Origin of the sequence: Serpentinimonas raichei (assembly GCF_000828895.1) — a bacterium.
GTDB classification, from domain to species: Bacteria; Pseudomonadota; Gammaproteobacteria; order Burkholderiales; family Burkholderiaceae_C; genus Serpentinimonas; species Serpentinimonas raichei.
In genome coordinates this window covers 2,084,155-2,109,700 of record NZ_AP014568.1, presented here as the reverse complement: position 1 = coordinate 2,109,700, position 25,546 = coordinate 2,084,155, and the positions used below count along the sequence as shown (strand labels likewise).

General features: G+C 66.4%; 24 protein-coding genes. 8 read left to right on the top strand and 16 right to left on the bottom strand.

The features are described from left to right. Positions 1 to 138 precede the first annotated feature (138 nt). Positions 139 to 1,416 (top strand): tyrosine--tRNA ligase, encoded by a 1,278-nt coding sequence (gene tyrS, locus SRAA_RS09825; RefSeq protein ID WP_082040014.1) that lies wholly within the window; start codon positions 139 to 141, stop codon positions 1,414 to 1,416. A gap of 41 nt (positions 1,417 to 1,457) precedes the next feature. Next, positions 1,458 to 4,205: a methionine synthase gene (metH, locus tag SRAA_RS09820; RefSeq protein ID WP_268747373.1), complete on the top strand. Its 2,748-nt coding sequence runs from the start codon at positions 1,458 to 1,460 to the stop codon at positions 4,203 to 4,205. Between the two features lie 40 nt (positions 4,206 to 4,245). Here the strand turns inward: metH and SRAA_RS09815 are convergent, their stop codons facing one another. Beyond that, positions 4,246 to 6,789, bottom strand: a complete 2,544-nt coding sequence (locus SRAA_RS09815; RefSeq protein WP_082040105.1) for a GspE/PulE family protein — start codon at positions 6,787 to 6,789, stop codon at positions 4,246 to 4,248. A gap of 62 nt (positions 6,790 to 6,851) precedes the next feature. Beyond that, complete coding sequence (locus tag SRAA_RS09810) at positions 6,852 to 8,399, bottom strand: YifB family Mg chelatase-like AAA ATPase (RefSeq protein WP_045533676.1); 1,548 nt, start codon at positions 8,397 to 8,399, stop codon at positions 6,852 to 6,854. A 302-nt stretch (positions 8,400 to 8,701) separates the two neighbouring features. Here SRAA_RS09810 and glnK point away from each other — a divergent pair, with 302 nt between their 5' ends. Further along, positions 8,702 to 9,040: a P-II family nitrogen regulator gene (glnK, locus tag SRAA_RS09805; RefSeq protein WP_045532413.1), complete on the top strand. Its 339-nt coding sequence runs from the start codon at positions 8,702 to 8,704 to the stop codon at positions 9,038 to 9,040. A gap of 35 nt (positions 9,041 to 9,075) precedes the next feature. Then, complete coding sequence (locus SRAA_RS09800; protein WP_045532412.1) at positions 9,076 to 10,509, top strand: ammonium transporter; 1,434 nt, start codon at positions 9,076 to 9,078, stop codon at positions 10,507 to 10,509. A gap of 78 nt (positions 10,510 to 10,587) precedes the next feature. Here the strand turns inward: SRAA_RS09800 and SRAA_RS09795 are convergent, their stop codons facing one another. The 4 genes from SRAA_RS09795 to SRAA_RS09780 all read right to left on the bottom strand — a co-directional run bounded on the left by SRAA_RS09795 (position 10,588) and on the right by SRAA_RS09780 (position 11,993). Beyond that, a complete protein-coding gene (locus SRAA_RS09795; protein WP_197538508.1) occupies positions 10,588 to 10,905 on the bottom strand; it encodes a hypothetical protein in 318 nt (105 codons plus the stop codon). Then, entirely contained in the window at positions 10,902 to 11,201 is a 300-nt protein-coding gene (locus SRAA_RS09790; RefSeq protein ID WP_045532410.1) for a nucleotidyltransferase family protein, read from the bottom strand. Before SRAA_RS09790 ends, SRAA_RS09795 begins: the two co-directional genes overlap by 4 nt. 108 nt (positions 11,202 to 11,309) lie before the next feature. Next, the gene (locus SRAA_RS09785; protein ID WP_045532408.1) at positions 11,310 to 11,753 is read right to left on the bottom strand and encodes a PIN domain-containing protein; all 444 of its coding nucleotides are present in this window, start codon (positions 11,751 to 11,753) and stop codon (positions 11,310 to 11,312) included. A 3-nt stretch (positions 11,754 to 11,756) separates the two neighbouring features. Further along, positions 11,757 to 11,993, bottom strand: coding sequence for a type II toxin-antitoxin system Phd/YefM family antitoxin (locus tag SRAA_RS09780; protein WP_045532406.1), 237 nt, complete (start codon positions 11,991 to 11,993; stop codon positions 11,757 to 11,759). 384 nt (positions 11,994 to 12,377) lie between these two features. On the opposite strand from SRAA_RS09780, the gene SRAA_RS09775 reads away from it, so the two are divergent. Continuing rightward, entirely contained in the window at positions 12,378 to 13,730 is a 1,353-nt protein-coding gene (locus SRAA_RS09775; RefSeq protein ID WP_082040013.1) for a glycerate kinase type-2 family protein, read from the top strand. Here SRAA_RS09775 and SRAA_RS09770 read toward each other — a convergent pair whose 3' ends face one another. The 10 genes from SRAA_RS09770 to SRAA_RS09730 all read right to left on the bottom strand — a co-directional run bounded on the left by SRAA_RS09770 (position 13,731) and on the right by SRAA_RS09730 (position 21,300). Further along, entirely contained in the window at positions 13,731 to 14,531 is an 801-nt protein-coding gene (locus SRAA_RS09770; protein WP_045532404.1) for a metallophosphoesterase family protein, read from the bottom strand. It abuts the gene before it with no gap. A 79-nt stretch (positions 14,532 to 14,610) separates the two neighbouring features. Next, the gene (locus SRAA_RS09765) at positions 14,611 to 15,573 is read right to left on the bottom strand and encodes a diacylglycerol/lipid kinase family protein (RefSeq protein WP_231849279.1); all 963 of its coding nucleotides are present in this window, start codon (positions 15,571 to 15,573) and stop codon (positions 14,611 to 14,613) included. Between the two features lie 40 nt (positions 15,574 to 15,613). Next, a complete protein-coding gene (locus SRAA_RS09760; RefSeq protein WP_045532402.1) occupies positions 15,614 to 16,702 on the bottom strand; it encodes a DUF3616 domain-containing protein in 1,089 nt (362 codons plus the stop codon). 89 nt (positions 16,703 to 16,791) lie between these two features. Further along, the gene (gene ureG, locus SRAA_RS09755; protein ID WP_045532401.1) at positions 16,792 to 17,448 is read right to left on the bottom strand and encodes an urease accessory protein UreG; all 657 of its coding nucleotides are present in this window, start codon (positions 17,446 to 17,448) and stop codon (positions 16,792 to 16,794) included. Beyond that, complete coding sequence (locus SRAA_RS09750) at positions 17,445 to 18,164, bottom strand: urease accessory protein UreF (RefSeq protein ID WP_045532399.1); 720 nt, start codon at positions 18,162 to 18,164, stop codon at positions 17,445 to 17,447. Before SRAA_RS09750 ends, ureG begins: the two co-directional genes overlap by 4 nt. A gap of 12 nt (positions 18,165 to 18,176) precedes the next feature. Next, positions 18,177 to 18,692: an urease accessory protein UreE gene (ureE, locus tag SRAA_RS09745; RefSeq protein WP_420834916.1), complete on the bottom strand. Its 516-nt coding sequence runs from the start codon at positions 18,690 to 18,692 to the stop codon at positions 18,177 to 18,179. Positions 18,693 to 18,711: 19 nt separating this feature from the next. Further along, on the bottom strand, positions 18,712 to 20,457 hold the full coding sequence (ureC, locus tag SRAA_RS09740) for an urease subunit alpha (RefSeq protein WP_045532396.1): 1,746 nt from the start codon (positions 20,455 to 20,457) through the stop codon (positions 18,712 to 18,714). 33 nt (positions 20,458 to 20,490) lie between these two features. Next, complete coding sequence (locus SRAA_RS09735; RefSeq protein ID WP_034113610.1) at positions 20,491 to 20,796, bottom strand: urease subunit beta; 306 nt, start codon at positions 20,794 to 20,796, stop codon at positions 20,491 to 20,493. A gap of 10 nt (positions 20,797 to 20,806) precedes the next feature. Next, positions 20,807 to 20,980 (bottom strand): hypothetical protein, encoded by a 174-nt coding sequence (locus SRAA_RS12615; protein WP_171820239.1) that lies wholly within the window; start codon positions 20,978 to 20,980, stop codon positions 20,807 to 20,809. 17 nt (positions 20,981 to 20,997) lie between these two features. After that, positions 20,998 to 21,300 carry an urease subunit gamma gene (locus tag SRAA_RS09730; protein WP_034113608.1) on the bottom strand — a complete coding sequence of 101 codons (303 nt, stop codon included), beginning with the start codon at positions 21,298 to 21,300 and terminating at the stop codon, positions 20,998 to 21,000. 130 nt (positions 21,301 to 21,430) lie between these two features. Between SRAA_RS09730 and SRAA_RS09725 the strand changes: the two genes are divergently transcribed. From SRAA_RS09725 to urtB, 3 genes are all read left to right on the top strand, one after another. Then, complete coding sequence (locus SRAA_RS09725) at positions 21,431 to 22,447, top strand: LuxR C-terminal-related transcriptional regulator (protein WP_045532395.1); 1,017 nt, start codon at positions 21,431 to 21,433, stop codon at positions 22,445 to 22,447. A 164-nt stretch (positions 22,448 to 22,611) separates the two neighbouring features. Continuing rightward, positions 22,612 to 23,895 (top strand): urea ABC transporter substrate-binding protein, encoded by a 1,284-nt coding sequence (urtA, locus tag SRAA_RS09720; RefSeq protein ID WP_045533670.1) that lies wholly within the window; start codon positions 22,612 to 22,614, stop codon positions 23,893 to 23,895. 18 nt (positions 23,896 to 23,913) lie between these two features. Next, complete coding sequence (gene urtB, locus SRAA_RS09715) at positions 23,914 to 25,536, top strand: urea ABC transporter permease subunit UrtB (protein WP_045532393.1); 1,623 nt, start codon at positions 23,914 to 23,916, stop codon at positions 25,534 to 25,536. The last annotated feature ends 10 nt before the right edge of the window (positions 25,537 to 25,546 follow it).

Here is a 25,546-nt window from a genome sequence, read left to right as displayed (position 1 = left end):
AAAGCCGGGTTTTTAGGTCGTGCCATGGGGCTGCCACTGAAAACGGGAGCCAAGCCACATCACGCCGACTAAAATCCGGCCACGAATTGCGCGCCAGTATAACGCGCCGGCCGAGTCCGGCCATCTGTAGAAACCCGAATGATCCAAGCCACCCCCCCCACCGCTGCGGCCCCGCGCACTGGCGCAACCCCTGCTGCACCCCGCGCAGCGCCCCTGAGCGAAGCCGTGCAGCACGCCTTGGCCGTGACGCGGCGCGGCTGCGAGGAGCTCATCCCCGAGGCCGACTGGGTGCAAAAATTGCAGCGCAGCCAGGCCAGCGGGCAGCCGCTGCGCATCAAGCTCGGGCTGGACCCAACCGCGCCCGACATCCACTTCGGCCACACCGTGGTGCTCAACAAGCTGCGCCAGTTGCAGGATTTGGGGCACACGGTGATCTTTCTGATCGGCGATTTCACCAGCCTGATCGGCGACCCTTCCGGGCGCAACAGCACCCGGCCGCCGCTCACGCCCGAGCAAATCCAGGCCAACGCCCAAACCTACTACCAGCAGGCCAGCCTGGTTCTGGACCCGGCCAAAACCGAAATCCGCTACAACAGCGAGTGGAGCCTGGCGCTGGGCGCTATGGGCATGATCGAGCTGGCGGCCAAATACACCGTGGCGCGCATGATGGAGCGCAACGATTTTCACCAGCGCTACACGGCGGGCAGCCCGATCAGCGTGCATGAATTTTTGTACCCGCTGATGCAGGGTTACGACTCGGTGGCGCTCAAGGCCGACCTGGAGCTGGGTGGCACCGACCAAAAATTCAACCTGCTCATGGGGCGCCACTTGCAGGCCGAGTACGGCCAAGAGCCGCAGTGCATCCTCACCATGCCGCTGCTCGAAGGGCTGGACGGGGTGGAGAAGATGTCCAAGTCCAAGGGCAATTACATCGGCATCGGTGAAGCGGCCAACACCATGTACGCCAAGGTGCTGAGCATTTCCGATGAGCTGATGTGGCGCTGGTTCACCCTGCTGTCGTTCCAGTCCGAGGCGCAGATCGCCGCGCTGCGCGCCGAGGTGGCGGCCGGGCGCAACCCCAAAGACGCCAAGGTGCAACTGGCGCTGGAGCTCACCACGCGCTTTCACAGCGCAGCGGCGGCGGCGGCGGCGCAGCAGGACTTCATCAACCGCAGCCAAGGCGGCGTGCCGGACCAAATCCCGGAGCTGGCGCTGGGCGGCGCACCGCTGGGGCTGGCGGCGCTGCTCAAGGCCGCCGGGCTGGCGCCATCGAGCAGCGAAGCCAACCGCCTGATCGACGGCGCCGGGGTGCGCGTCGATGGCACCGTGGTCAGCGACAAGGGCCTGCGACTGGGCCCGGGCTGCTACGTGCTGCAAGTGGGCAAACGCAAGTTCGCCCGCGTCACGCTTTCTTGAACCCTGTTGGCAATTCCATCCTGCTTCTGACTGGCCCCCCTGTGAACGAAACACAATCCCCTACCGCCAATCCGCCACCCGGCCCCATGCTGCTGTCGGGGCTGGAGCTGCTGCGCATCGACGAGCATTCGCTGTTCGTCAACATCGGCGAGCGCACCAACGTCACCGGCTCCAAAGCCTTTGCGCGCCTGATTCTGGAAGGGCAATTCGAGCAGGCGCTGGCGGTGGCGCGCCAGCAGGTGGAAAACGGGGCTCAGATCATCGACGTCAACATGGACGAAGCCATGCTCGACAGCCGGGCCGCCATGGTGCGCTTTTTGAACCTCATGGCCGGCGAGCCCGACATCGCCCGCGTGCCGGTGATGATCGACTCCTCCAAGTGGGAGGTGATCGAGGCCGGGCTCAAGTGCGTGCAGGGCAAGGGCATCGTGAACTCGATCAGCCTCAAAGAGGGCGAGGCCGAGTTCAAGCGCCAGGCGCGGCTGATCCGCCGCTACGGTGCCGCCACGGTGGTGATGGCCTTCGACGAACAGGGCCAGGCCGACACCATGGCGCGCAAGTGCGAAATCTGCGCCCGCGCCTACCGCATCCTAGTCGATGAGGTGGGTTTCCCGCCCGAAGACATCGTGTTCGACCCCAACATCTTCGCCGTGGCCACCGGCATCGCCGAGCACGACAACTACGCGGTCGATTTCATCGAGGCCACGCGCTGGATCAAGGCGCACCTGCCGGGGGCCAAGGTCAGCGGCGGGGTGAGCAACGTGAGCTTTAGCTTTCGCGGCAACGACCCGGTGCGCGAGGCCATCCACACCGTGTTTTTATACCACGCCATTCAAGCCGGGATGGACATGGGCATCGTCAACGCCGGCATGGTCGGCGTCTATGATGAGCTGGCCCCCGAGCTGCGCCAGCGCGTCGAAGACGTGGTGCTCAACCGCCGTTCTGACGCCACCGAGCGCCTGCTCGAAATCGCCGACAGCGTGCGCGGTGCCGCGCGCGACGACAGCGCCAAAAACGCCTGGCGCACGCTGCCGCTGCGCGAGCGCCTCACGCACGCGCTGGTGCACGGCCTCAACGAGCACATCGAGGCCGACACCGAAGCCCTGTGGCAGCAGATGCGCGCCGAGGGTTTGCGGCCGCTGCACCTGATCGAAGGTCCGCTGATGGACGGCATGAACGTGGTCGGCGACCTGTTCGGCGCGGGCAAGATGTTTCTGCCGCAGGTGGTCAAGAGCGCGCGCGTGATGAAGCAGGCGGTGGCGCACCTGATGCCCGCAATCGAGGAAGAAAAACGCCAGGCCCTGGCGCTTGGCGGCGCCGAGCCGCGTGCCCAGGGCAAGATCGTGATCGCCACCGTCAAGGGCGATGTGCACGACATCGGCAAAAACATCGTCACCGTGGTGCTGCAATGCAACAACTTCGAGGTGGTGAACATGGGCGTGATGGTGCCCTGCCACCAGATCCTGGCCAAGGCCAAAGAGGTGGGGGCCGAGATCGTGGGCTTGTCGGGCCTGATCACGCCCAGCCTAGAAGAAATGCAGTACGTGGCGGCCGAAATGCAAAAAGACGCCTATTTCGAACAGCACGGCGTGGCGCTGATGATAGGCGGGGCCACCACCAGCCGGGTCCACACGGCGGTGAAAATTGCCCCGCACTACAGCGGCCCGGTGGTCTATGTGCCCGACGCCTCGCGCAGCGTGGGCGTGGCGCAGAACCTGCTGGGCCAAGGGCGCAGCGCGTTCGTGGCCGAGCTCGGCAGCGACTACGAGCGCGTGCGCCAGCAGCACGCCAACAAAAAGAAAACCCCGCTGGTGTCGCTGGCGCAAGCGCGTGCCAACAAGGCCGCGCTCGACTGGGCTGCCTACACCCCGGCGCGGCCCAAGTTCATTGGCCGGCGCGTGTTCAAAAACCTCGATCTGGCCGAGCTGGCGCGCTATATCGACTGGGGCCCGTACTTCCAGACTTGGGATTTGGCCGGCCCTTACCCCGCCATCCTCGACGATGAAGTGGTGGGCGAGCAGGCGCGCAAGGTCTATGCCGAGGCGCAGGCCATGCTGAAAAAAATCGTCGAAGGCCGTTGGCTCACGGCCAACGCGGTGCTGGGCCTGTACCCGGCGCAGGCGCTGGGCGACGACGACATCGCGCTCTACGCCGACGAAGCGCGGCGCGACCCGGCCTTGGTCTGGTACGGCTTGCGCCAGCAGAGCGCCAAGCCGGTGATCGACGGGGTGCCACGCCCAAACCGCTGCCTGGCCGATTTCGTGGCCCCGCAGGGCAGCGGGGTGGCCGACTATGTGGGCGCCTTTGCCGTTACGGCGGGCATCGGGGCCGAGGCGCGCGCCGCCGCCTTCGAGGCCGCGCACGACGACTACCAGGCCATCGTGCTCAAGGCGCTGGCGGATCGGCTGGCCGAAGCCGCTGCCGAATACCTGCACCGGCGCGTGCGCACCGAGCTCTGGGGCTACGCGGCTGGTGAAGATTTGAGCCCGCCGCAGCTCATCGCCGAACAGTACCAAGGCATCCGCCCGGCCCCTGGCTACCCGGCCTGCCCCGATCACACCGTCAAGCGCGAGCTGCTGGCGCTCTTGGGCAGTGAGGACATCGGCCTGGGCCTGACCGAGAGCCTGGCCATGACGCCCGCCGCCAGCGTCTGCGGCTTTTACCTGGCGCACCCGCAAAGCGGCTACTTCAACGTCGGGCCCATCGGGCGCGACCAACTAGCCGAGCAGGCGCGCCGCCGCGGCCTGAACGAGGCCGAGCTGGCGCGCTGGCTGGCGCCGAACCTGTGAAACCGCCAAACGGCCTTGCAACTGGCGCCCCGCAGCCGCCTCAAAGCGTGCAGTGGGCGCGCACCTCGTCGATGCTGCTCAGGCCCTGCAGCACCTTGAGGATGCCGTCTTGGCGCAGGGTGCGCAGCCCGCCGCCGATCTGCGCCGCTTCCTGCAGCGCCTCCGAAGGCGCTCTGCGCTGGATCAGGCGGCGCAAGGGGCCGTCGATCAGCAGCAGCTCGTGCACCCCCACGCGGCCCTTGTAGCCGGTTTGATCGCAGGCCGAGCAGCCGCTGGCGTGGTGCTGGAGCAGGTGGCCGTCTAGCCCGTAGTCGTGCAGCCACTGCGCGCGCAGCGCGGCCTTGTCGGGGCGCAGGGCCTCGGGCAGCACGTGCAGGTAGTCTTCCAGCAGCTCGTTGACCCAGGCCTCGTCGGCCGGGGTGCTGCGCACGCAGCTTTTGCACCAACGCCGCACCAGCCGCTGCGCCAGCACGGCGGCGAGCGAATCGGCAAAGTTGAACGGATCCATCCCCATATCGAGCAGGCGCACCACGGTCTCGGGCGCGCTGTTGGTGTGCAGGGTGGAAAACACCAAGTGCCCGGTGAGCGAGGCCTCGATCGCCATCTGCGCCGTTTCGCCGTCGCGGATCTCGCCCACCATGATGATGTCGGGGTCGGCGCGCAGGAAGGTGCGCAGCGCCTTGGCAAAAGTCCAGTCGATCTTGGGGTTGACCTGCACCTGGCGCAGGTCGGGGTTGCTGATCTCCACCGGGTCTTCGGCGGTCCAGATCTTGCGGTCGGGCGTGTTGATGTGCTGCAGCAGCGAGTGCAGCGTGGTGGTCTTGCCCGAACCCGTGGGGCCTACGCACAGCACCATGCCGTGTGGGCGCACCACAGCCGCCTGCAACTGGCGCAGGTTGGCGGGCGTGAGGCCCAGTTGCTCGACCGGCAGCGGCTTGGCCGAGGAGAGCAGGCGCAGCACCACGTCCTCGGCGCCGCCGGTGGTGGGGATGGTGGCCACGCGCAGCTCCAGCTTGTGCGCGGGCGAAAACTTGGCAAAGTCGATTTTGCCGTCTTGGGGTTTGCGGCGCTCCGAAATATCGAGGTCGCACATGATCTTGATGCGCCCGATGATGGCGTTGCGGTAGCCTGGCGGCAGCTCCATCAGGGGGCTCAGGCGCCCGTCTTTGCGCAAGCGGATGCGCACCTTGCGCTTGCCAACAAAGGTTTCGATGTGGATGTCGGAGGCCCCTTGGCCATGCGCCTCGATGATGATGCTGTTGATCAGCTTGACCAGCGAGTTGTCGGACTGCTCGATGGCGGGGGCATTGGGGTCGGCCTCATCGCGGGCCTCTTGTTCCAGCGATTCCAGCAGTTTGTCGGAGCTGGTGGCGGCAAAATCACCGCCCGCCGCCACCGCCGTCAGGGCGTCATCGAGGCCAAAACGGGCATAGGCCTCGTTGATGCTCTGCGGCCCGAGCGGGGTGCTGGTCAGCGTCGACAACACCTTGGCCTGCAACAGGAAATCGAGTTCTTCGAGCATGCCACGCCGGGACGGGTCTTCGGCGGCCACCACCACGGTGCCGTTGCGCCACAACAAGGGCACCACGCGGTGTTTGCGTGCCAGCGCGATCGGCACCCGGCGCAGCGCCTCGGGATCGACGGGGAACTTGGCCAGATCGACCACCGGGTAGCCCATTTTGCGCGCCAGCGCGAGGCGCAAATCGTCGCGCGACAACAGTCCGCTCTGCACCAGCAGCTCGCCCAGCGGCACGCTGCGCTCGGTTTTTTGGCGCTCCAGCGCGTCTTGCAGTTGCTCGGAGGTGATGAGCCCGAGCGCGGTCAGCGCCTCGCCGATGCGCACCATGGGCATGCGCGACTGCTCCTCTAGCGCCTGCAGCAATTGCTCGGGCTTGACGATTTCCTTGAGCACCAGGTAGTCGCCCAATTTGCGGTTGCGCAACAGCTCTTGCTCGCGCGCAGCCAGCTCGACCTGCTCGGTGGTGACGGCATGGTGCTCGACCAACACCTGCCCGATGCTCTCCCCGACCCGTATCCGGCGCACCATGTGCGCTGGCAAAAAAACCCGTTGCACCCGGTCGTGTTCGTCCAGCGGCACAAACAGGAACACACCTGCATCCGACTCGAGGTGCCCAATCGTGGTGCCGGTCAGCGCGGTGCCGTCGCTCAGTTCCAGGGCGTAGGGCAGTCGGGGGCGGAAATCGAGCAAATCGTCGGCGCTGGCGGCCGCATTGTTGGGGCGGGACCCCGCAGGGGTGCTTTGGGATCGTTGCAGCAGCGGGGCCAGCGGCTGCGTCAGGGTGATGCGCCGAAACATGCCAAAGCGCAGCGGCATGATGGCGCGCGAGGGCGGCAATTGGATGTGGACCATGCCAGCGGGCAGATCCAGCGCCATTAGCCGGCAAGGGCGCACCTGGCCGTTGCTGCCCTCGACTTGGCAGTCCAAGCCCGAGGCATCGGGTTCGCTGCTGCCGTTTTCATGACCGCCGTAGCTGGCGTAGGGTGGGGTGGGCCAGCGCAGCGGCAACAAGCCTTCCCGTGCTACCACAAGGGGATCGGCTGATGCAGCGGCTAGGGGATCCATGGTCACGTTTCCGGGTGTTTTGTCGGGTTTATCATCTTGCGCGCGGCAATTATGCGGCAACTTCAAATCGGTCCCGGCTGGCGGTACTGCACCGCTTCCGCCAGATGCGCGCTCAGGATGCGTTCGCTGGCGGCCAAGTCGGCAATGGTGCGCGCCACCCGCAGCGCGCGGTGGGTGGCGCGGCCCGACCAGCCGAGTCGGCTGGCCGCTTGTTGCAGCAGCTTGTCGGCAGCAGGTTCCAGTGCCGCATGGCGTTGCAGCTCGGGGCCGTGCAGGGCTTGGTTGGCGTGGCCTTGGCGCTGCAACGCCCGTTGGCGCGCCTGCACGACGCGCTCGCGCACCGCCGCGCTCGACTCGGCTGCGGCGCGTTCGAGCAACTGCTGCGGTGGCAGCAGCGGCACCTCGACGTGCAGGTCGATGCGGTCCAGCAAGGGGCCGCTGAGCTTGCCTTGGTAGCGCAGCACCTGGTCGGGGGTGCAGCGGCAGTTGCGGTGGCTGGCCCCTAGGTAGCCGCAGGGGCAGGGGTTCATGGCCGCCACCAGTTGAAAGCGGGCCGGAAAATCGGTCTGGCGCGCCGCACGCGAGATGCGAATCTGCCCGCTCTCGAGCGGCTCGCGCAAGGCCTCGAGGGCGGCGCGCGGAAACTCGGGCAGTTCGTCCAGGAACAGCACCCCTTGGTGCGCCAGCGAAATCTCGCCCGGCCGGGGCGGGTTGCCGCCGCCCACCAAGGCGGTGGCGCTGGCGCTGTGGTGCGGTGCGCTAAAGGGCCGTAGGCCCCAGTGCTCGGGACTAAAGCGCCCGGCCAGCGAAGCCACCGCCGCCGCCTCCAGCGCCTGCTGGTCGTCCAGCGCCGGCAAGATGCCGGGCAGGCGCTGCGCCAGCATCGACTTGCCCGAGCCCGGCGGGCCGCTCATCAGCAGGCTGTGCGCGCCCGCGGCGGCGATCTCCAGCGCCCGCCGCGCCCCGGCTTGCCCCTTCACATCGGCCAAATCGGGCAGATGGAGTGGCTGCACCTGCGTCGTGCCCTGCAACAAGGCCCAGCCGTCGGGGTGCGGGGGTTCGGGCAGCGCAGCACCAGCGGGCGCAAAGCGCTGCACCACATCCAGCAAATGGTGCGCCCGGTACACCCGCGCCTGGCGCACCAAGGCCGCTTCCTCGGCGCTGCCCGGGGGCAGCACCAAAGCGGTGCATGGGGGTTGGCCCGCGCCATGGCCGCGCAAAAAAGCCAAGCCCATGCACAAAGCGCCCCGGACCGGGCGCAAGGCGCCACTGAGCGAGAGCTCACCGGCAAACTCGTAGCCGGCCAGCGCCGCGCCGTCGATCTGGCCGCTGGCGGCCAGAATGCCAAGCGCGATCGGCAAATCAAAGCGCCCCGATTCTTTGGGCAGATCGGCCGGGGCCAGGTTGACCGTAATGCGCTTGTTGTGCGGCCAATCCAGCCCAGCGTTCAATATCGCCGAGCGCACGCGCTCGCGCGCCTCCTTCACCTCGGTGTCGGCCAAGCCCACCAGCGTCAGGCTGGGCAGGCCGTTGGCCAGATGCACTTCTACGCTCACCGGCAAAGCGTCTAGCCCCACCAGTGTGCGGCTTTGAACCACGCACAAACCCACGTTCACACCCTCCCGTTGTAGGCCACAGCGCGGGGCCGGTGCCTGGTCGCTTGGCTTGCTTGTCGCGGGCTGCACCGATTTGGTGCGCTGCCAGCCTAGCCTTGTGGCCGCAGTGTAGCGGCTGCCCAGTGCAACCGGTGCGAAAGATCGCTGTGCGGCGGTTTGCCGGGTTGGCACGCTATGTGCTTGAGAGTTGGCGTGCAGACGGCCCAGCCCCCCAAAGGCCCGGGCTGCAACACCCGCCGCTGGTCAGGCCGCAAGTCTGTCCAGCCCTTTTATCGATTCAGGCAGAAAGGTTGAATATGAAACTGGTCACTGCGATCATCAAACCCTTCAAGCTCGACGAGGTGCGCGAAGCGCTCTCCAGTCTGGGTGTGCAGGGCATCACCGTCACCGAAGTCAAGGGCTTCGGGCGCCAAAAAGGCCACACCGAGCTCTACCGCGGGGCCGAATACGTGGTCGATTTCCTGCCCAAGGTCAAGGTCGATGCGGCCGTGAGCGACGACTTGGTCGAGCGCGTAATCGAAGTCATCGAGGGCGCAGCCCGCACCGGCAAGATCGGCGACGGCAAGATTTTCGTCTTCCCACTGGAGCAGGTGGTGCGCATTCGCACCGGCGAGACCGGCGCCCAAGCGCTTTGATCCATCAACCCTTTTTCAACCTCCGAGTACCAATCATGAAAAAGTATCTGCTCAGTTTGTGTGTGGGCCTGGGGCTGCTGCTGGGCGCATCGGCGGCCATGGCCCAAGTCACCGACGCCGCGCCCGCCGTTGCCCCGATGATGGCACCCGAAGCCCCTGCAGCGGTCGCGCCGATGGTCGATGCCGCCGCGCTGGCCGTGGCTGCCGCACCCGCTGCCGAGGCCGCTGCCGCCGAACCCGTACCCAACAAAGGCGACGTGGCGTGGATGCTGGTCGCCACCTTGCTGGTGGTGATGATGGTCATCCCCGGCTTGGCGCTGTTCTACGGCGGCTTGGTGCGCAGCAAAAACATGCTCTCGGTGCTGATGCAAGTCACCGTGGTGTTTTCGCTCGTCATGGTGCTGTGGGCGGTGTACGGCTACAGCCTGGCTTTTGGGGGCGAGGGGCTGATCATTGCCAACCTAGACAAAGCCTTCCTGGCCGGCGTCACCATGGATTCGGTCTCGAACACCTTCACCGACGGCGTGGTGATCCCGGAGCTGATCTTTGTCGCCTTCCAAGCCACCTTTGCCGGCATCACCTGCGCCATCATCGTCGGCGCCTTTGCCGAGCGCATCAAGTTCAGCGCCGTGCTGATCTTCACCGCGATCTGGTTCACCTTCAGCTACATCCCGGTGGCGCACATGGTCTGGGGCTCCGGCGGCTTCCTGATCGGGCTGGGCAAAATGGACTTTGCCGGCGGCACCGTGGTGCACCTGAGCGCAGCCGTGGCGGCCTTGGTGGGTGCCTACGTGATCGGCAAGCGCATCGGCTACGGCAAAGAAGCCATGGCCCCGCACAGCCTGGCCTTGACCATGGTCGGGGCGGCGCTGCTGTGGGTGGGCTGGTTTGGCTTCAACGCCGGTTCGGCACTGGAAGCCAACAGCAACGCCGCGCTGGCCTTCCTCAACACCCTCATCGCCACCGCCGCCGCCGTGCTGGCCTGGTGCTTGGGTGAGGCGCTGATCAAGGGCAAGGCCTCGATGTTGGGTGCCGCCTCGGGTGCTGTGGCGGGTTTGGTGGCCATTACCCCGGCTTGCGGCTACGTGGGGCCGATGGGCGCCATCGTGATCGGCTTGGCCGGCGGCTTCCTGTGCCTGTGGGGCGTGAACGGCCTCAAGAAGATGCTGGGTGCCGACGACACGCTCGATGTGTTTGGTCTGCACGGCGTCGGCGGCATCGCCGGCGGCCTGTTGACGGCAGTGTTTGCCGCTCCCATGCTGGGCGGCATGAGCGGAGCCGACTTCTCCATCGCCAGCCAACTGTTCGTGCAAGCCAAAGCCATGCTGGTGGTGGTGGTCTGGTCGGGCGTGGTGGCTTTCATCGCCTTCAAAGTGGCCGACCTGCTGGTGGGCCTGCGCGTGAGCGAGGAAGAAGAGCGCGAGGGCCTCGACATCAGCTCGCACGGCGAGAGCGCCTACAACCGCTGATTCATTGAAGGCTGGGGTTTGAGCCCGCCGCGCCTTGTGCGTGGCGGGTTTTTTATGCGTCCGGCACGGGGGCGCTCGCTATAACTGCGAGTGCTCGGCCTTGGCTAAGCGGCTGGCGGGTTTGTTTTGCCCGCACGCAGGTGTTTCACCCAGCGCCAGCAGCAGCACAGGCAGCAGCTTGTCGCCGAGGGTGTCCTGCAAACGCCCAAATCTGGCCACAAAGGCTTCTACCCGCTCTGCCAAATCCGGATCGGTTTGGAGTTGAGCGGCACGCTGCGGGCTGAAGGGCTCGGCAAACAGACGCTGGTCTGTGCTGGCCAGGTGCTGGCATTCCTTGCGCACCACGCGCACCAGAAATTGCAGCCGCAGCAAAATTTTCGGGCTTACAGCAGTCACAGGATTTTTCCTTCCCTGAACGCCACTTCGTGGATGGGCAAGCGCATGAGGTTGGGTGCAGCCAGCACAACGTCCACCTTGCGGCCTTGCATCAGGCGGGTGACGCGGGCAGAGAAGCGTGCCACCAGCAGCGTGGGGTTGTCGGCCGGCTCGGGCAATTCGAGCATGAGATCCAGATCGCCGCCGCGCGCCTCATCATCCAGCCTTGAGCCAAAAACCCGCACCCGGGCCTGCTCTCCGGCCATTTCATGCGCCAGCTGGGCGATGAGCTGGGCTTGATGCTCGGTCAGACGCATGGATCGGTTCCTTACTTCCAGTGGCATGGACTCCAAAAGGCAATGCGCGCACGGTACACACAGCCTGAGTCTGTTGGGAAAACCATGGCTTGTGTTGCACCCGGCCCTTCAGCGCAGCAACCCCGCCAGCAGCGGCGAACGCGGCTCTACAAACGGGTTGACCACGGTCACGCCACGCCAAGTAAAACCATTCTGAAAATCTTCCGATAGCAGCAGACGGCAGTGGTTTTCTGCGACGACGGCCAGAATCAAGGCATCCCACATCGGTAGCTGGTGGTCAACGGTCAAGTCGAGTGCCGACTGAAAAGCAAACCAAGTCGAATCTGCCACCTCAAAGCTGTCAGCCCAACTCAGTACCGCTGCGCGCGTTTGCGCGGCAGAGCGTTTGGCCTTGCCGGTCAGGACACGGGTAAGCTCTCCCAAGGTTTGCGCCGGAAGTACCACTTCATGGCTGGACAGGCGCTCGACCCATCGCATGGCCGCGCTGCAGCGCAGCTCATCGCCAACACCTTCGGCGTAGGCCAAGACGTTGGTGTCGAGGGCGACTCTCACCGGTCAACCCTCGTACAACTCGTCGCGTGTCCAGTTGCGAGCGCCGCTGGCCTTTTGCTGACGCAGTCGCCCAAGCAAATCGAGCTTGGCGGCCTCGCGCTCGCTGCCGCTGGAACGGGCAGGAGCAATGGTGGCCACAGGCTTGCCCCGCGACAAAACCGTAACGACTTCACCGGCGGCAACGCTGCGCAGCACGTTGGAAAAGTGGCGGTTGGCGTCGCTGGCAGAAATGGTCTTCATCTTGACTCAATAAGGTAGTGCTCATCACTACATTGTCCGGTTTGCCAAGCGCACTGTCAAGCCAAAAACCGAAGTCTGCGCCCTATTTCCGTTTCTCTTTCAGCCCGACCGACGGCGATTGGATTCGACGGCATGGCCCATGGACTTGACCGTTGCCGACCGAATGGGATGCCGCTGCTCGCGCCCGACGTTGCGACCTTCGCCGCAAACGTCCATCTGGTGTTCCCCGTTGGGGCCCGCGCATAGTTGGGCGAGAGTGGGGCTGGCTAGGCCATCAGGCTGGTTTGGCCCAGAGACTATCCGATCGTCCGGGATGCGACACCTTAACAGCACGCTGCGCTTTCGGCTACAGTAGTAACGGTGTACCCAACCCACCCGCAGCCTATGACCACCACTTCGCACACTGAAACATTGCTGCATTCTGCGCATGTTGCAACCGACCACCTTGGCAGCGCCCCCGCCCCCCTGCTGCGCCAGCTCTTTGCCGCCGCCGTGGCCGCCGCGCAACCGGCGCTGTGCCTGCCGCCGCACCTGCCGCGTGCGGCCGATATCGGCTCTGGGCGCTTGTGGGTGGTGGGGGCGGGCAAGGCCTCGGCGGCGATGGCCCAGGCGGTCGAGGCGCATTGGGACGGCGACCCGCAGGCGCTCGGCGGCCTAGTGGTGACGCGCTACGGCCACGAAGCGCCGTGCTCGCGCATCGAGATCGTGGCGGCGGCGCACCCGGTGCCCGATCTGGCGGGCTGGCGCGCCGCCGAGCGCGTGCTGGCCAGCGTGCAGGGTTTGGGCGCGGACGATACTGTGCTGTGCCTGCTCTCGGGCGGCGGTTCGGCGCTGTGGCCGCTGGCGCTGCCCGGCTTGGGGCTGGCCGAGCAGCAGGCGCTGGCGCGCGCGATGCTGGCCAGCGGGGCCCGCATCGGCGAGATCAACTCCCTGCGCCGCCACCTCTCGGCGCTGCAGGGTGGGCGGCTGGCGGCGGCTTGCTACCCGGCGCGCGTGCTCACACTGCTGATCTCGGATGTGCCCGGCGACGACCCGGCCGACATCGCCTCCGGCCCCACCGTGCCCGACCCCAGCACCTGCGCCGATGCGCTGGCGATCGCGCAGCGCTACCGCCTGCCCCTGCCCGCAGCGGCGCTGGAGCTGCTGCACAGCGGGCGCGGCGAAACGCTGAAACCGGGTGCTGCGCGGCTGGCGCGCAGCGAGCTGCGCTGGCTCGCCACCCCGCAAATGGCGCTCGAAGCCGCGGCCAGCGCCGCGCGCGCCGCCGGTTTTGAGGCGCACATACTGAGCGACGCCCTGCAAGGCGAGGCGCGCGAAGTGGGCCAGGTGCTGGCGGCGCTGGCGCGCCAGATCGCGCAGCGCCAGCAGCCCTTTGCCGCGCCGTGCCTGCTGCTCTCGGGCGGCGAGACCAGCGTCACGCTGCGCACCCCCAGCCCCGGCCAAGGCGGGCGCAACGTCGAATGCCTGCTGGCTTGCGCGCTGGAGCTAAACGGCCAGCCCGGCGTGTACGCCCTGATGGCCGACACCGACGGCATCGACGGCAACGGCCCCGCCGCCGGGGCCCTGATCGGCCCCGACACGCTGGCGCGCGCGCAAGCCCTGGGGCTGAATGCGCAGCAAATGCTCGACCAGCACGACGCGCACGGCTGCTTCGCTGCCTTGGGCGACGCGCTGCACAGCGGCCCCACGCGCACCAATGTGAACGACTTTCGGGCGCTGCTGATTGCTCCGCCCTGATCAGGCCCGCGCCGGCCGGACTTCGGTGACGGCTGCGCGCACAAAGGCGCGCTGCGCGGCGGCGTAGTCCCATTGCTCGATCTGGCAGCAGCCCGGGCTTGCATGCGGTGCGCCCCAACGCAGCAGATTGACCGAATTGGGCAGGCCTTCGCGCACCCGCGCCGACACCGCCGTGCCCGCCTGCACCGCCCACAGCGGCCGCGCCAGCCCGTCAACGGCCCGCACATAAGGCAGGTGGATGTGTCCGCCCAGCACCAGATCGGCACCGGCGGCGGCCCAGCGCTGCAGCGCCGCTTCGTGCCCGCGCAGAAGGTTCACCACATCGCTGCTCCGGATCACGGCCACCGGCTGGTGCACCACCACCACGCGCAACTGCGCCGCAGTGGCCGCTTCGAGCCGCTGGGCCACGCGCTCGATCTGTGCCGCCGACACCTCGCCATGCTTGTGCCGCCAGGGCCGTGTGGTGTTGAGGCACAGCACCAGCAGCTCGGGCGAACTGTGCAGGGGTTCGAGTTCCGGCCCAAAGGCCGCCAGATACCTGGCGTAGGGGCGACGCAGGCGCGTCCAGAGGTCGAGCAGCGGGATGTCGTGGTTGCCGGGCACGGCCAGTAGCGGGGCGCCTAGGCGCTCCATGAAGGCGCGGGCGGCGCGGAACTGCGCCGGCCGGGCACGCTGCGTGATGTCGCCCGAGAGCAGCAGCAGGTCCGGGCGCTGCTGCTGCGCCAGCGCCACCAGCGCCTCCACCACCGGCGGCTGCTCGGTGCCAAAGTGGGTGTCCGAGACTTGCAGCACGAGGCTCATGCCGCAGACACCTCGGCCCCGGCGGCCTTGGCGGCCGGCATAGGCGCGGGGTCTGCAGCCATTTCCAGCAGCGGCGGTTTCAGCAGGAACAGCGGCTGGTCCAGCACGCGAAAGTCGAGCGGGCCACTTCCCCGTCGTAGGCCACCTTGACGCCGCGGCGGCCGGGGGTGAGCGTGGGCCGCACCACCAAGTGCTCGAACTCGAAATGCTCCACGCTCGGCGCCTCGCCCAGTGTGCCCAAGGCGCCGTGCAGCATCAGGCGCAGCATGGCCAGTGTGCCGATCGGGCGCAACATGACCGCGGTGATGCGGCCCGCGCTGGGGGTGAGCAGAGGGGCAGTGGCGGGCTGTTCTGCGGGTGGGTTCTCCGCCGCGCTCTCCTGCGGATGCACACCAATATGTTGCAATTGCAGCCGGTTGTTGCCCACGAACAGCATCAGCGTGCGCACGTCGCGCGCCGAATCGCCCTGCTCGATGTGCAGGCGCAACTGGCGCTGCGCGCGCAGCAGCGTGACGCAGGCGGCCCAGAACGCGACCCAGCGGCTGCGCCCGAAGCGCGCCTTGTAGGCCTCGCGGTCTTCCAGCAGCTCGGGGTACAGGCCCATGCTGGCGTTGACCAGAAACACGCGCTGGTTGATGGCCGCCACCTGCACCGGCTGCGGTGCACAGCCCAGCAACTGCTGCACGGCCTCGGCCGGGTCGGCGGGGATGCCGTGCGTGCGCGCAAAGTAGTTGAAGGTGCCCTGCGGCACCACCCCCATGGCGCAGCCCGCCGCGTGGGCAAACTGCGCCACCGTGTTCATGGTGCCGTCGCCGCCTACTCCAATCACCGCCGTGCCGCTGGCCAGAGCCGTGGCGGTGGCCTGCTGCGCCACCTGGGGCAGATCGGCTGGCTGGCAAAAGTGCAGCTCCCCACGCCGTCCAGCCGCCTGCAACACGCCTTCGATGAGCTCGCGCTTGCTGTCGGCGGCGCTGCTGCCCGAGGCCGCGTTGATGACAAACTGCAGCGGCGCGGCCGGGTCGATGGTGGGGCAGGCCTTCATGTAGCCATCTCGGCCGGGCGCAGGGTGCGGGCCAGTGCGTTCAATCGTGGCGCAGCAGGTCGCCAAACACGGTGTATTCGCCCTCCCGGCGATCGGCCCCCGGGGCGTCGTAGAGCACCAGCCAGCTCGGCTTGCGCCCGGCCAAGGCGGGCGGCAGGTCGCAGATCGCTTCGGCGCGGTTGCTGCCTTGGCCGTGCGGCAGCGCCACCGATTCGCTCAGCGCAGACTCGAAGCGCACCGGCTCTTGGTTGGCCGCCAGCACCGCCTTGGCCCCGGGCCATTTGAAGACGCGGATCTCGCCATTGAGCACCATCGTCGGGCCGGCCAGCAGGTAGAGGTCCTCGCCATAAAAATGCAGGTCGCGCACGCCCAAGCCATCGAGCTGCAAGAAGTGCTTGCGCAACAGCGTGCCGCTGGCGTCAAGCGGCAGCAGGCGCAGCTCGTCGCCACGCGCCTCGACCTCGATTTCGAGCAGCGCCGACCAACCGCGCAGCACCGGCCCGCGCAGGCCCAGCAGCAGCCGGCGCCCACACACCGCCAGCCCTTCGATGTCAAAGCCATTGTCTTTGCCGGGAATGGCTAGGTAAGGGCCAAAGTGCGGGTCGTTGGCCAGCGCCCGGGTGAGCAGGTTGCTTTGGGCATCGCCCTTCAAGCGCAAGGCCCGGCGACCATCGGCGGCCAGCCGCACCAAGCAGGGTTCGCCATCGGCATCGGGCTCGATCGGCAGGCAGGCCAGCAGGCGCCGGTTGCCGTCGAGCGAGAGCTTGGCCAGCCGCTTGGCGTTGTCGGCGTGGCTGCGCTCGGGCTTGGCGTTTTTGCGCTTGAGGCCGTGCGAGCCCACCACCCACAGATAGCCGTCGACCACCGCCATGCCTTCGAGGTCGGCCTCTTCATCGGGCGCGCCGGGCAGGTCCAGCAAATCGGCCAGCGGAAAATCGCGCGGCTCGCCAAAGCGCAGGGTCTCGCGCCCCACCGCATCCAGCCGGCGCAGGCGGTCCACGCCGCAGGCTTCGTCGCCCGCTACCCAGAGCCAGTCGCCCGTAAAGGCCGCCCCGGAGAGGTTGGACTTGACCAGACAGTCGGCCGTGAACTCCAGCCGCACGGCGTTGGCGCTTCGGGTGTTGGGCATGGGGGCGGCTCCTGAAAGGGTGTGCGGGCGCACGAATCGGCTAGGTATAGCACAGATTGGCGGCCAGCCCCGGGCGCTGGCGCCCGCATTTACCGCAGCAGCCCGCGTTGTTCGATGAAGGCGACCACGTCGGCAACGCCTTGCAAGGTTTTGAGGTTGGTCATCACCCAAGGGCGGCGCACGGCATCTGGGCGCATCCGCGCAGTGTCGGCCTGCATCACCTCGAGGCTGGCACCCACATGGGGGGCCAGGTCGATTTTGTTGATCACCAGCAGATCGCTTTTGGTGATCCCCGGCCCGCCTTTGCGGGGAATTTTTTCGCCGGCTGCCACGTCGATCACATACAAGGTGAGGTCGCTGAGTTCGGGGCTGAAGGTGGCGGCCAAGTTGTCGCCCCCGCTTTCGATGAAGACGATATCGGCATTGGGAAACTGCACCAGCATGCGGTCGATGGCTTCGAGGTTGATCGAAGCGTCTTCGCGAATCGCGGTGTGCGGGCAGCCGCCGGTTTCTACGCCCATGATGCGCTCGGCAGGCAAGGCGCCGCTCTGGGTGAGCAGGCGCTGGTCTTCCTTGGTGTAGATGTCGTTGGTGATGGCTACCAGATCGTGGCGTGCGCGCATGGCTTTGCACAGCATTTCGAGCAAAGTGGTTTTGCCGCTGCCAACCGGCCCCCCGATCCCCACGCGCAGCGGTGGCAGGGTTTTGGTGCGGCCCGGTATGTGGTGCAATGCGGCAAGATTCATGATCTGAACAGGCGAGAGTATTGGGTTTCGTGACGGGCCGACAAGATGGCCCACATGGGGCTAAAGGATTGGCGCTGCGCGTCGCTGGTTTGCAAGGCTTCGGTGACTGCCTGAGGGATCGAGAGGCAAACCCTGGCCAGCACACGTTGACCTGCGCCTTGGCCCAAGGGTAGGGCCTTGATGGCCGCCTGCACCATGTTTTCGGCCCAGGCGAACGCTGCACACAGCACGCCCGCCCGCACCGGGGCGGTGGGTGGCAGGCGCAGCCACAAGCCATAGGCAAAGGCCACCGGGTAGGTGGGAGAGGCAAGCCCGGGAGGCAGCCGCGCGGTGGGGCAGTCCGGCAAGCGCAAGGACTTGGCCCATTCCATCAAGGAGCGTCCCATTTGCTCGCTTTGCAGCCGCAGCTCGGCGCTTTCTCGGGTCAGGCGCACCCATTGGTCGAGTGCTTGCAGGCGCTCCCAGTCGCTGGCACGCCAGGCAGCCAAGGCTTGCCCCAGCACCACCAAGTCGGAGCGGGCTTGCGTCAGCCAGAGTTGATCGCACAGCCAGTCGGCGGCGCTGGTTTCGTCGTGCACCAGTCCGGCATCGATCGCGGCTTCCAATCCTTCGGAGTAAGAGAAGCCGCCAATCGGCAAAGTCGGAGAGGCCATCCAAAGCAGCGCGAGCAAGCTGTCGTCGTCGTGCATGGGGGCGGTTGGGGAGGAGGGTGGCATGGCGGCTGCGCCTCAACCGTGGTCGTGCGCGCAATCGTGGGGGTGCGCATGGGCGTGCGTGTGCACCGCCGCAGCGCTGCGGGTCGGGTGCCCGTAGGCGCCGGCCTCGGGTTCGAAGGGTGCCTGCAAAGCCACAAGGTGCAGGCCCATTTGCGTCAACATCTCGGCCAGCACATGGTCGGGTTCTATTTGCAGCCACTGCGCTTGCAGTTCGGTGGGCACATGCCGGTTGCCCAAATGGTAGGCGGCGCGCGCCAAATCCAGCGGCTGGCCCTGCCGTGGGCAGGCGCTGATGCGCAGCACCGCCTGCGGCGCGGCCAGTACGCGCAACAGGGTGCCGTCTTGGGTGAGCAGCGCGTCGCCGCCGCGCAGCACCTGTCCGCGCGGCAGGAACACCGCCACCGAGCGGCCCTGCGAGTCGCTGCATTCGAAGCGGCTCTTTTGGCGCAGGTCCCAATCCAGCGTGAGGCTGGCCGCACGCTTGAGCAAAGGGGCCGCGAGCCCTTGGGCTGCGGGAATGCATCGCATGGCTTGCAGCATCTGGCGCTCAGAACAAAAAATAGCGCTGCGCCATGGGCAGCACCTGCAGCGGCTCGCAGGTCAGGAGCAGGCCATCGGCGCGCACGGCGTAGGTCTGGGGGTCGATCTCCATCACCGGCAGGTAGTCGTTGTGCACCATGGAGTGTTTGGTGGCCGTTCGGCAGCCCTTAACAGCCACCAGCGGTTTTTGCAAACCATAACGCCGACCCACATCGGCGGCCAGGGCGGCTTGCGAGACAAAGCTCAGGGAGGTTTGGTGCATGGCGCGACCGTAGGCGGCAAACATGGGTTGGAAATGCACCGGTTGCGGTGTGGGGATCGAGGCGTTCGGGTCGCCCATGGCGGCGGCGGCGATCAAACCACCCTTGAGGATCACGGCCGGCTTGACGCCAAAGAAGGCCGGTTTCCAGAGCACCAGATCGGCCCACTTGCCCACCTCCAGCGAGCCGATTTCGTGGCTGACGCCGTGGGTGATGGCCGGGTTGATGGTGTATTTTGCAAGGTAGCGTTTGACGCGAAAGTTGTCGTTGCGGCTGCTGGCCTGAGCCGCACCGCGCTCTGTCGAAGGGGGGGCGAGCCAGCCGCGTTGCAGCTTCATTTTGTGCGCCGTCTGCCACGTGCGCGTGATGACCTCGCCCACCCGCCCCATGGCTTGGCTGTCGCTGCTCATGATGCTGATGGCCCCGAGGTCGTGCAAGATGTCTTCGGCGGCTATGGTTTCCTTGCGGATGCGGCTCTCGGCAAAAGCCAAATCCTCTGGGATCGATTGGTCGAGGTGGTGACAGACCATCAGCATGTCCACGTGTTCGTCGAGCGTGTTGACGGTGTAGGGCCGGGTCGGGTTGGTCGAGGACGGCAGCACGTTGGCTTCGCCCACCACCTTCATGATGTCGGGTGCGTGCCCGCCACCGGCGCCCTCGCAGTGGAACGAATGGATGGTGCGGCCCTTGAAGGCGGCAATCGAGTCTTCGACGAAGCCCGATTCGTTGAGCGTGTCGGTGTGAATCGCCACCTGCGTGTCGGTGGCTTCGGCCACATCGAGCGCGGTGTCGATGGCGGCCATGGTGCTGCCCCAGTCCTCGTGCAGCTTGGTGCCGATGGCGCCGGCCTCGATTTGTTCGAGTATGCCGCGCGGCTGGCTGGCGTTGCCTTTGCCCAGAAAGCCCAGGTTCATGGGAAAGGCATCGGCGGCCTGCAGCATGCGCTCCATGTGCCAAGGGCCGGGCGTGCAAGTGGTGGCGTTGGTGCCGGTGTTCGGACCTGTGCCGCCGCCGGTCATGGTGGTGATGCCCGACATCAGCGCGTGCTCGATCTGCTGCGGGCAGATGAAGTGGATGTGGCTGTCGTAGCCGCCGGCGGTGACGATCAGGCCCTCGGCCGCCAGCACCTCGGTGCCGGGGCCGATGAGAATGTCGACGCCGGACTGGATATCGGGATTGCCCGCCTTGCCAATGCCCACGATGCGGCTGCCCCGAATGCCGATATCGGCTTTTACGATGCCCCAGTGGTCAACGATCAGCGCGTTGGTGATGACCAGATCGACCGCCCCTTCGGCCCGGCTGCGCTGGCTCTGGCCCATGCCGTCGCGGATGGTTTTGCCACCCCCGAATTTGACCTCCTCGCCATAGCCGCCGGCGCGCAGGGTGCAGTCGTGTTCGACCTCGATGATCAAATCGGTGTCGGCCAGCCGCACCCGGTCGCCCACGGTGGGCCCCAGCATGTCGGCGTAGGCGGTGCGAGAGAGGGTTGCCATGTTGCGAAGGGCTCCTAGGGTGGTTGGGGGGTGTCAGAGCGGGCCTTGAACCTGGCCCAAAAAGCCGTACACCACCCGGTCGCCGGCCAGATCGACCAGCTCGACCGTGCGTTGCTGGCCGGGCTCGAAGCGCACGGCGGTGCCGCTGGCAATATTCAGGCGCATGCCGCGAGCGGCCGCCCGGTCGAACACCAGCGCCCGGTTGACTTCGGCAAAGTGGTAATGCGAACCGACCTGGATCGGGCGGTCGGCGCTGTTGCCCACTGCCAACGTGAGGGTGCGCCGACCGGGGTTGAGTTCGATCTCGCCGGGCTCAAGGAAATATTGGCCGGGAATCATCGTGGCCCTTTCATTTGCGCAAGCAACAGAGGGCTGCCACCACCACGACAGCGGCCGCGGCCAGCAGCCCGAACAGGTCGGAGGCATGCCAGTGCGGACCATTCAGCCCATGGCCTTCATGGGCCCAGGCTGGGGTCAGGGGCATACAGGCCGCCAGCAGCAGCGGGGTGCGCAAGGTTTTCATCGGTATCGCTCCTGCAATCAAGTGATGGGTTGGTGCACGGTCACCAATTTGGTGCCGTCCGGGAAGGTGGCTTCGATTTGAATCTCGGGAATCATCTCGGGCACGCCCTCCATCACGTCGGAGCGCCCCAAAATGGTGCGGCCTTCGCTCATCAATTCGGCCACCGTTTTGCCATCGCGGGCACCTTCCATGACGGCGGCCGAGATCAGCGCCACCGCCTCCGGGTAGTTCAGCGCCAGCCCGCGCGCACGGCGGCGTTCGGCCAGCAGGGCAGCGGTAAAGATCAGCAGCTTGTCTTTTTCACGCGGTGAGAGTTCCATGCGCAATACCTAGCAATCTGCATGCCAAGCCCAAGGCGATTGACTCGAAGCCGTGGCGCAGGGCCGGTGCGGGCGGGCCTTGGCCCAACTTTTGCATTGATCTATTCTATTCGCCTCTGCTGGAGCCGCTATGTCAGAACCGATCATCCCTCGCCGTGTCCCCCCCGTGCTGCTGCTTGCCACGCCTGCCTGCGAACCCTTGCAAGCGATGCAGGAGGGGCTCGAAGAATCGGGCTATCAGGTGGACCTCGTTCACGACGGCAGCTCGGTGCCGCAGCGGGCGGCGCAGACACAGCCGGATGCGATCGTGTTGGCGGCCGACTGGCCCGATGCCAGCGGACTCGACTGGGTGCGCTGGCTCAGGCAGTCCAGTGCCACCAGCCACCTGCCCGTGCTGCTGTTGCTCAACGACGAAAGCGAGGCCAGCGTGGCCAGCGCGTACCGGGCCGGCGCTTGGGATCATTTGCTGATGCCGGCCCGCATGACCGATTTGCTGGCGCGCTTGCAGGTGCACTGCCGGGCGGCGCGGGCCGCTCGGGAGCAGGCGCAGATGAACCGGCAGGCGCTGTCGGCACTCGACGCCTTCGGCTACGCCAGCCTGACCATCCGCCTGCCTGATGCCTGCCTGCTCTGGCAAACCCCCTTGGCGCAAGACCTGCTGTGGCGCTACTTTGGCACGCGGCCCCCCATAGTGCCCGAGCCGGTGCTGCGATGGATGAAAAGAAGCTTGCAGGGTGCTGACGCAGCGCCAGGCCGGCTGGGTGAGCCCGCGCAACTGCATGTGGACCGGGGCGGCTCCCGCTTGAGTTTGCGCCTGCATGGCAGCTTGGACGGGCAGGGTGAGCCGCCAGAGCCCGGGCGAAGCGATGGCTGGTTGGTGGTGATGGCTGAGCAATCGATCGCAGTGACGCAGCAAAGTCTGGGTAAGTGCTTTGGCCTGACCGCGCGCGAGGCCGAGGTGCTGTACTGGGTTACGCAAGGCAAGACCAACCGCGACATTGGCGACATTCTGGGCTCCAGCCCAGCCACGGTGAAAAAGCACACCGAGAGGCTGTATGCCAAGCTGGGTGTGGAAACCCGGACCGCGGCAGCGGCCATGGCCTTTGGCCGCGGCGGGCGCGGACAGGCGGGTTCATTGCTGCATTGAAAAGTGGGTCAGTCCAAGCCCAAGCCCCATTTGCATACGCCATCTGGCGTACAGACAGCAGCCCTTGGCTTGCCTACCATGAAGTCTCGGTCACGGCTCATCTGCCTTTGCTACCAGCGCAGGCGCGCCGTAAATGTTTGGCTTGCAAACCGGAGTTTTGAATGATGCAGCGACGCACCACCTTGAAAGCAATTTCTGCCGCAGCGGCCGCCAGCAGTGTGGGCGCTCTGGGCGCCAGCGCAGCCCTTGCCAACCCCAATGCGCCGATTCGAATCGGCGTACTGCACAGCCTGTCGGGCACCATGGCCATTTCCGAGACGGCGCTCAAAGACACCGTGCTGATGGCGGTCGAAGAAATCAACGGTCGCGGCGGGGTGCTGGGCCGCAGGCTGGAGGCCGTGGTGGTCGATCCCGCCTCCAATTGGCCGCTGTTTGCGGAGTTGGCGCGCCGACTGCTGACGCAAGACCGGGTGGCGGCCGTGTTTGGTTGCTGGACCTCGGTGAGTCGCAAGGCCGTGTTGCCGGTTTTTGAAGAACTCAACGGGCTGCTGTATTACCCGGTGCAATACGAGGGCGAAGAAATGAGCCCGAACGTGTTCTACACCGGTGCTGCACCCAACCAGCAGGCCATTCCTGCCGTGGAGTACCTCATGAGCCCGGACGGTGGCGCGGCGCGGCGCTTCGTGTTGTTGGGCACCGACTACGTGTATCCGCGCACCACCAACCGCATCCTGCGCGCATTTTTGCGCACTAGGGGTGTGGGCAGCGCCGACATCATGGAGGAATACACGCCCTTTGGGCACAGCGACTACCAGACCATTATTGCCCGCATCCGGCAGTTTGCAGGCCAAGGAGTCAAAACCACGGTCATTTCCACCATCAACGGCGACTCCAACGTGCCTTTCTACCGCGAGCTGGGCAATCAGGGCGTGCGCGCCACCGATGTGCCGGTGATGGCCTTTAGCGTGGGTGAAGAAGAGCTGCGCGGCGTCGATACCCGGCCGCTGGTGGGGCACTTGGCGGCTTGGAACTACTTCATGAGCCTGCAAAACCCGGCCAACGCCGAGTTCATCCGCAAATGGACGGCCTTTGCGCGCGCCCGCAATATCGCGGGTCACCGTGAGCGCCCGCTCACCAACGACCCGATGGAGGCCACCTATATAGGCATCAACATGTGGCGGCAGGCGGTGGAACAGGCTCGTTCGATCGAGGTCGATCGGGTGCGTGTGGCCATGCGCGGGCAGACCTTTCAGGCCCCGAGCGGTTTTCAGGTGCGCATGGACGACCGCAACCACCACCTGCACAAGCCCGTCTTCGTTGGTGAGGTGCGTGCCGACGGGCAATTCAACGTGGTCTGGCGCACCCGCGCCACGGTGCGGGCACAGCCTTGGAGCCCGTTCATCGAGGGCAACGACCGCCGCCCCGAGACCCCGCAGCGCACCCGCTGACCCGAGTCGGAATCCGCGATGTCAGGCACGCCCACACCGTTTGCATTCAGAAAGCACATAGGCTGGTGCCTGCTGTTGCTCGGTGCGCTGTGGTCGGCTGCGGCGCATGCGCTAAGCCCCGAAGACGCTTGGGCTTTGGCCGAGGGCGACACCGCGACGCGCATTGAAGCGCTGCATCGGCTGGCGTTATCAGATAGTCAGCGCGCACACGATTTGATCCGGGCGCTGGCGCGCGAAGCGGTGCAGGTGCAGGGGCAGCAGGTTTTGATCGCGGACAACGGGCGCTGGATCGATGCCACAACCGGGGCGGCGGTTGACGGTGCGGGGGCTGTAGCGGTGATGCTCAACAACCGGCTGCGCAACGCCTTGGAGCAGTCGCTGGCTGTGCTGGACCTGTTCGACCCCGACCCCATGCGCCAGCAGGCGGCGGCGCAGCGGCTGCGCGAGAGCCAGTTGACGCGCCCCGATCCGGTGCTGGCGGCACAGATCGAGCGCGCCTTGTCGCCCCCATACGGGCAGCGCTTGGCGGCACCGGCGCGGCTGGTGTTGGAGCAGGCGCAGGCCGTGGTTAGGCTTGGCAGCAGCGACGCGCCGCAGCGCTTGGCGGCGGCACAGGTTTTGGCCGAACTGGGGCAACCCTTGGTGCGCAACCGCTTGGCCGAGCAACTGGAGCGGGAGAGCGACCCAGCGGTGCAACAGGCCTTGCGCACGGCCGTAGCAGCCATAGACCGTTCGCTGGCGCTGGCCGAGGTGGTGCGTCAGGTGTTTGCAGGCATCAGCCTAGGCTCCATTTTGCTGCTGGTGGCGCTTGGGTTGGCCATCACCTACGGGCTGCTGGGCGTCATCAATATGGCGCACGGTGAGCTGATCATGATCGGCGCTTACGCCACCTTTGTGGTGCATGCCTTGTTTCAGCAGTTTTTGCCGGGTTGGTTCGAGTGGTATTTGCTCGCGGCCCTGCCGATTGCATTCATGGCGTCCGCGCTGGTGGGGGCGCTGATGGAGCGCGGCGTGATTCGCTGGCTCTATGGGCGCCCGCTTGAGACCTTGCTGGCGACTTGGGGCCTGAGCCTGATCTTGATTCAATTGGTGCGCAGCACCTTTGGGGCGCAAAACGTGGCCGTGGTGAGCCCGCAATGGATGAGCGGCGGCATTGAAGTGATGAGCGGCTTGACCTTGCCGTGGAACCGAATTTTCATCATTGCATTTGCCGCTGCGGTGGTGATCGGGGTGGCGCTGTTCATCGGGCGCACCCGCATGGGTCTGTTTGTGCGAGGCGTGACGCAAAACCGGTCCATGGCGGCCTGCATGGGCGTCAACACGGCACGAATAGACACCCTGGCATTTGCCTTTGGTTCCGGCATCGCCGGGCTGGCGGGCGTGGCAGTCAGCCAGGTTGGCAACGTGGCGCCCGATTTGGGGCAGCAATACATCATCGACTCCTTCATGGTGGTGGTGCTGGGCGGGGTGGGGCAATTGGCCGGAACCGTCTATGCCGCGCTTGGCGTAGGGGTGGTCAATAAATTCATCGAAGGTTGGGCCGGTGCGGTGCTGGCCAAAATTGCCGTGCTGGTGTTGATCATCCTGATCATCCAAAAGCGCCCCCAAGGACTCTTTGCGCTCAAGGGCCGCTCTGCATAGGGCAAGCGCC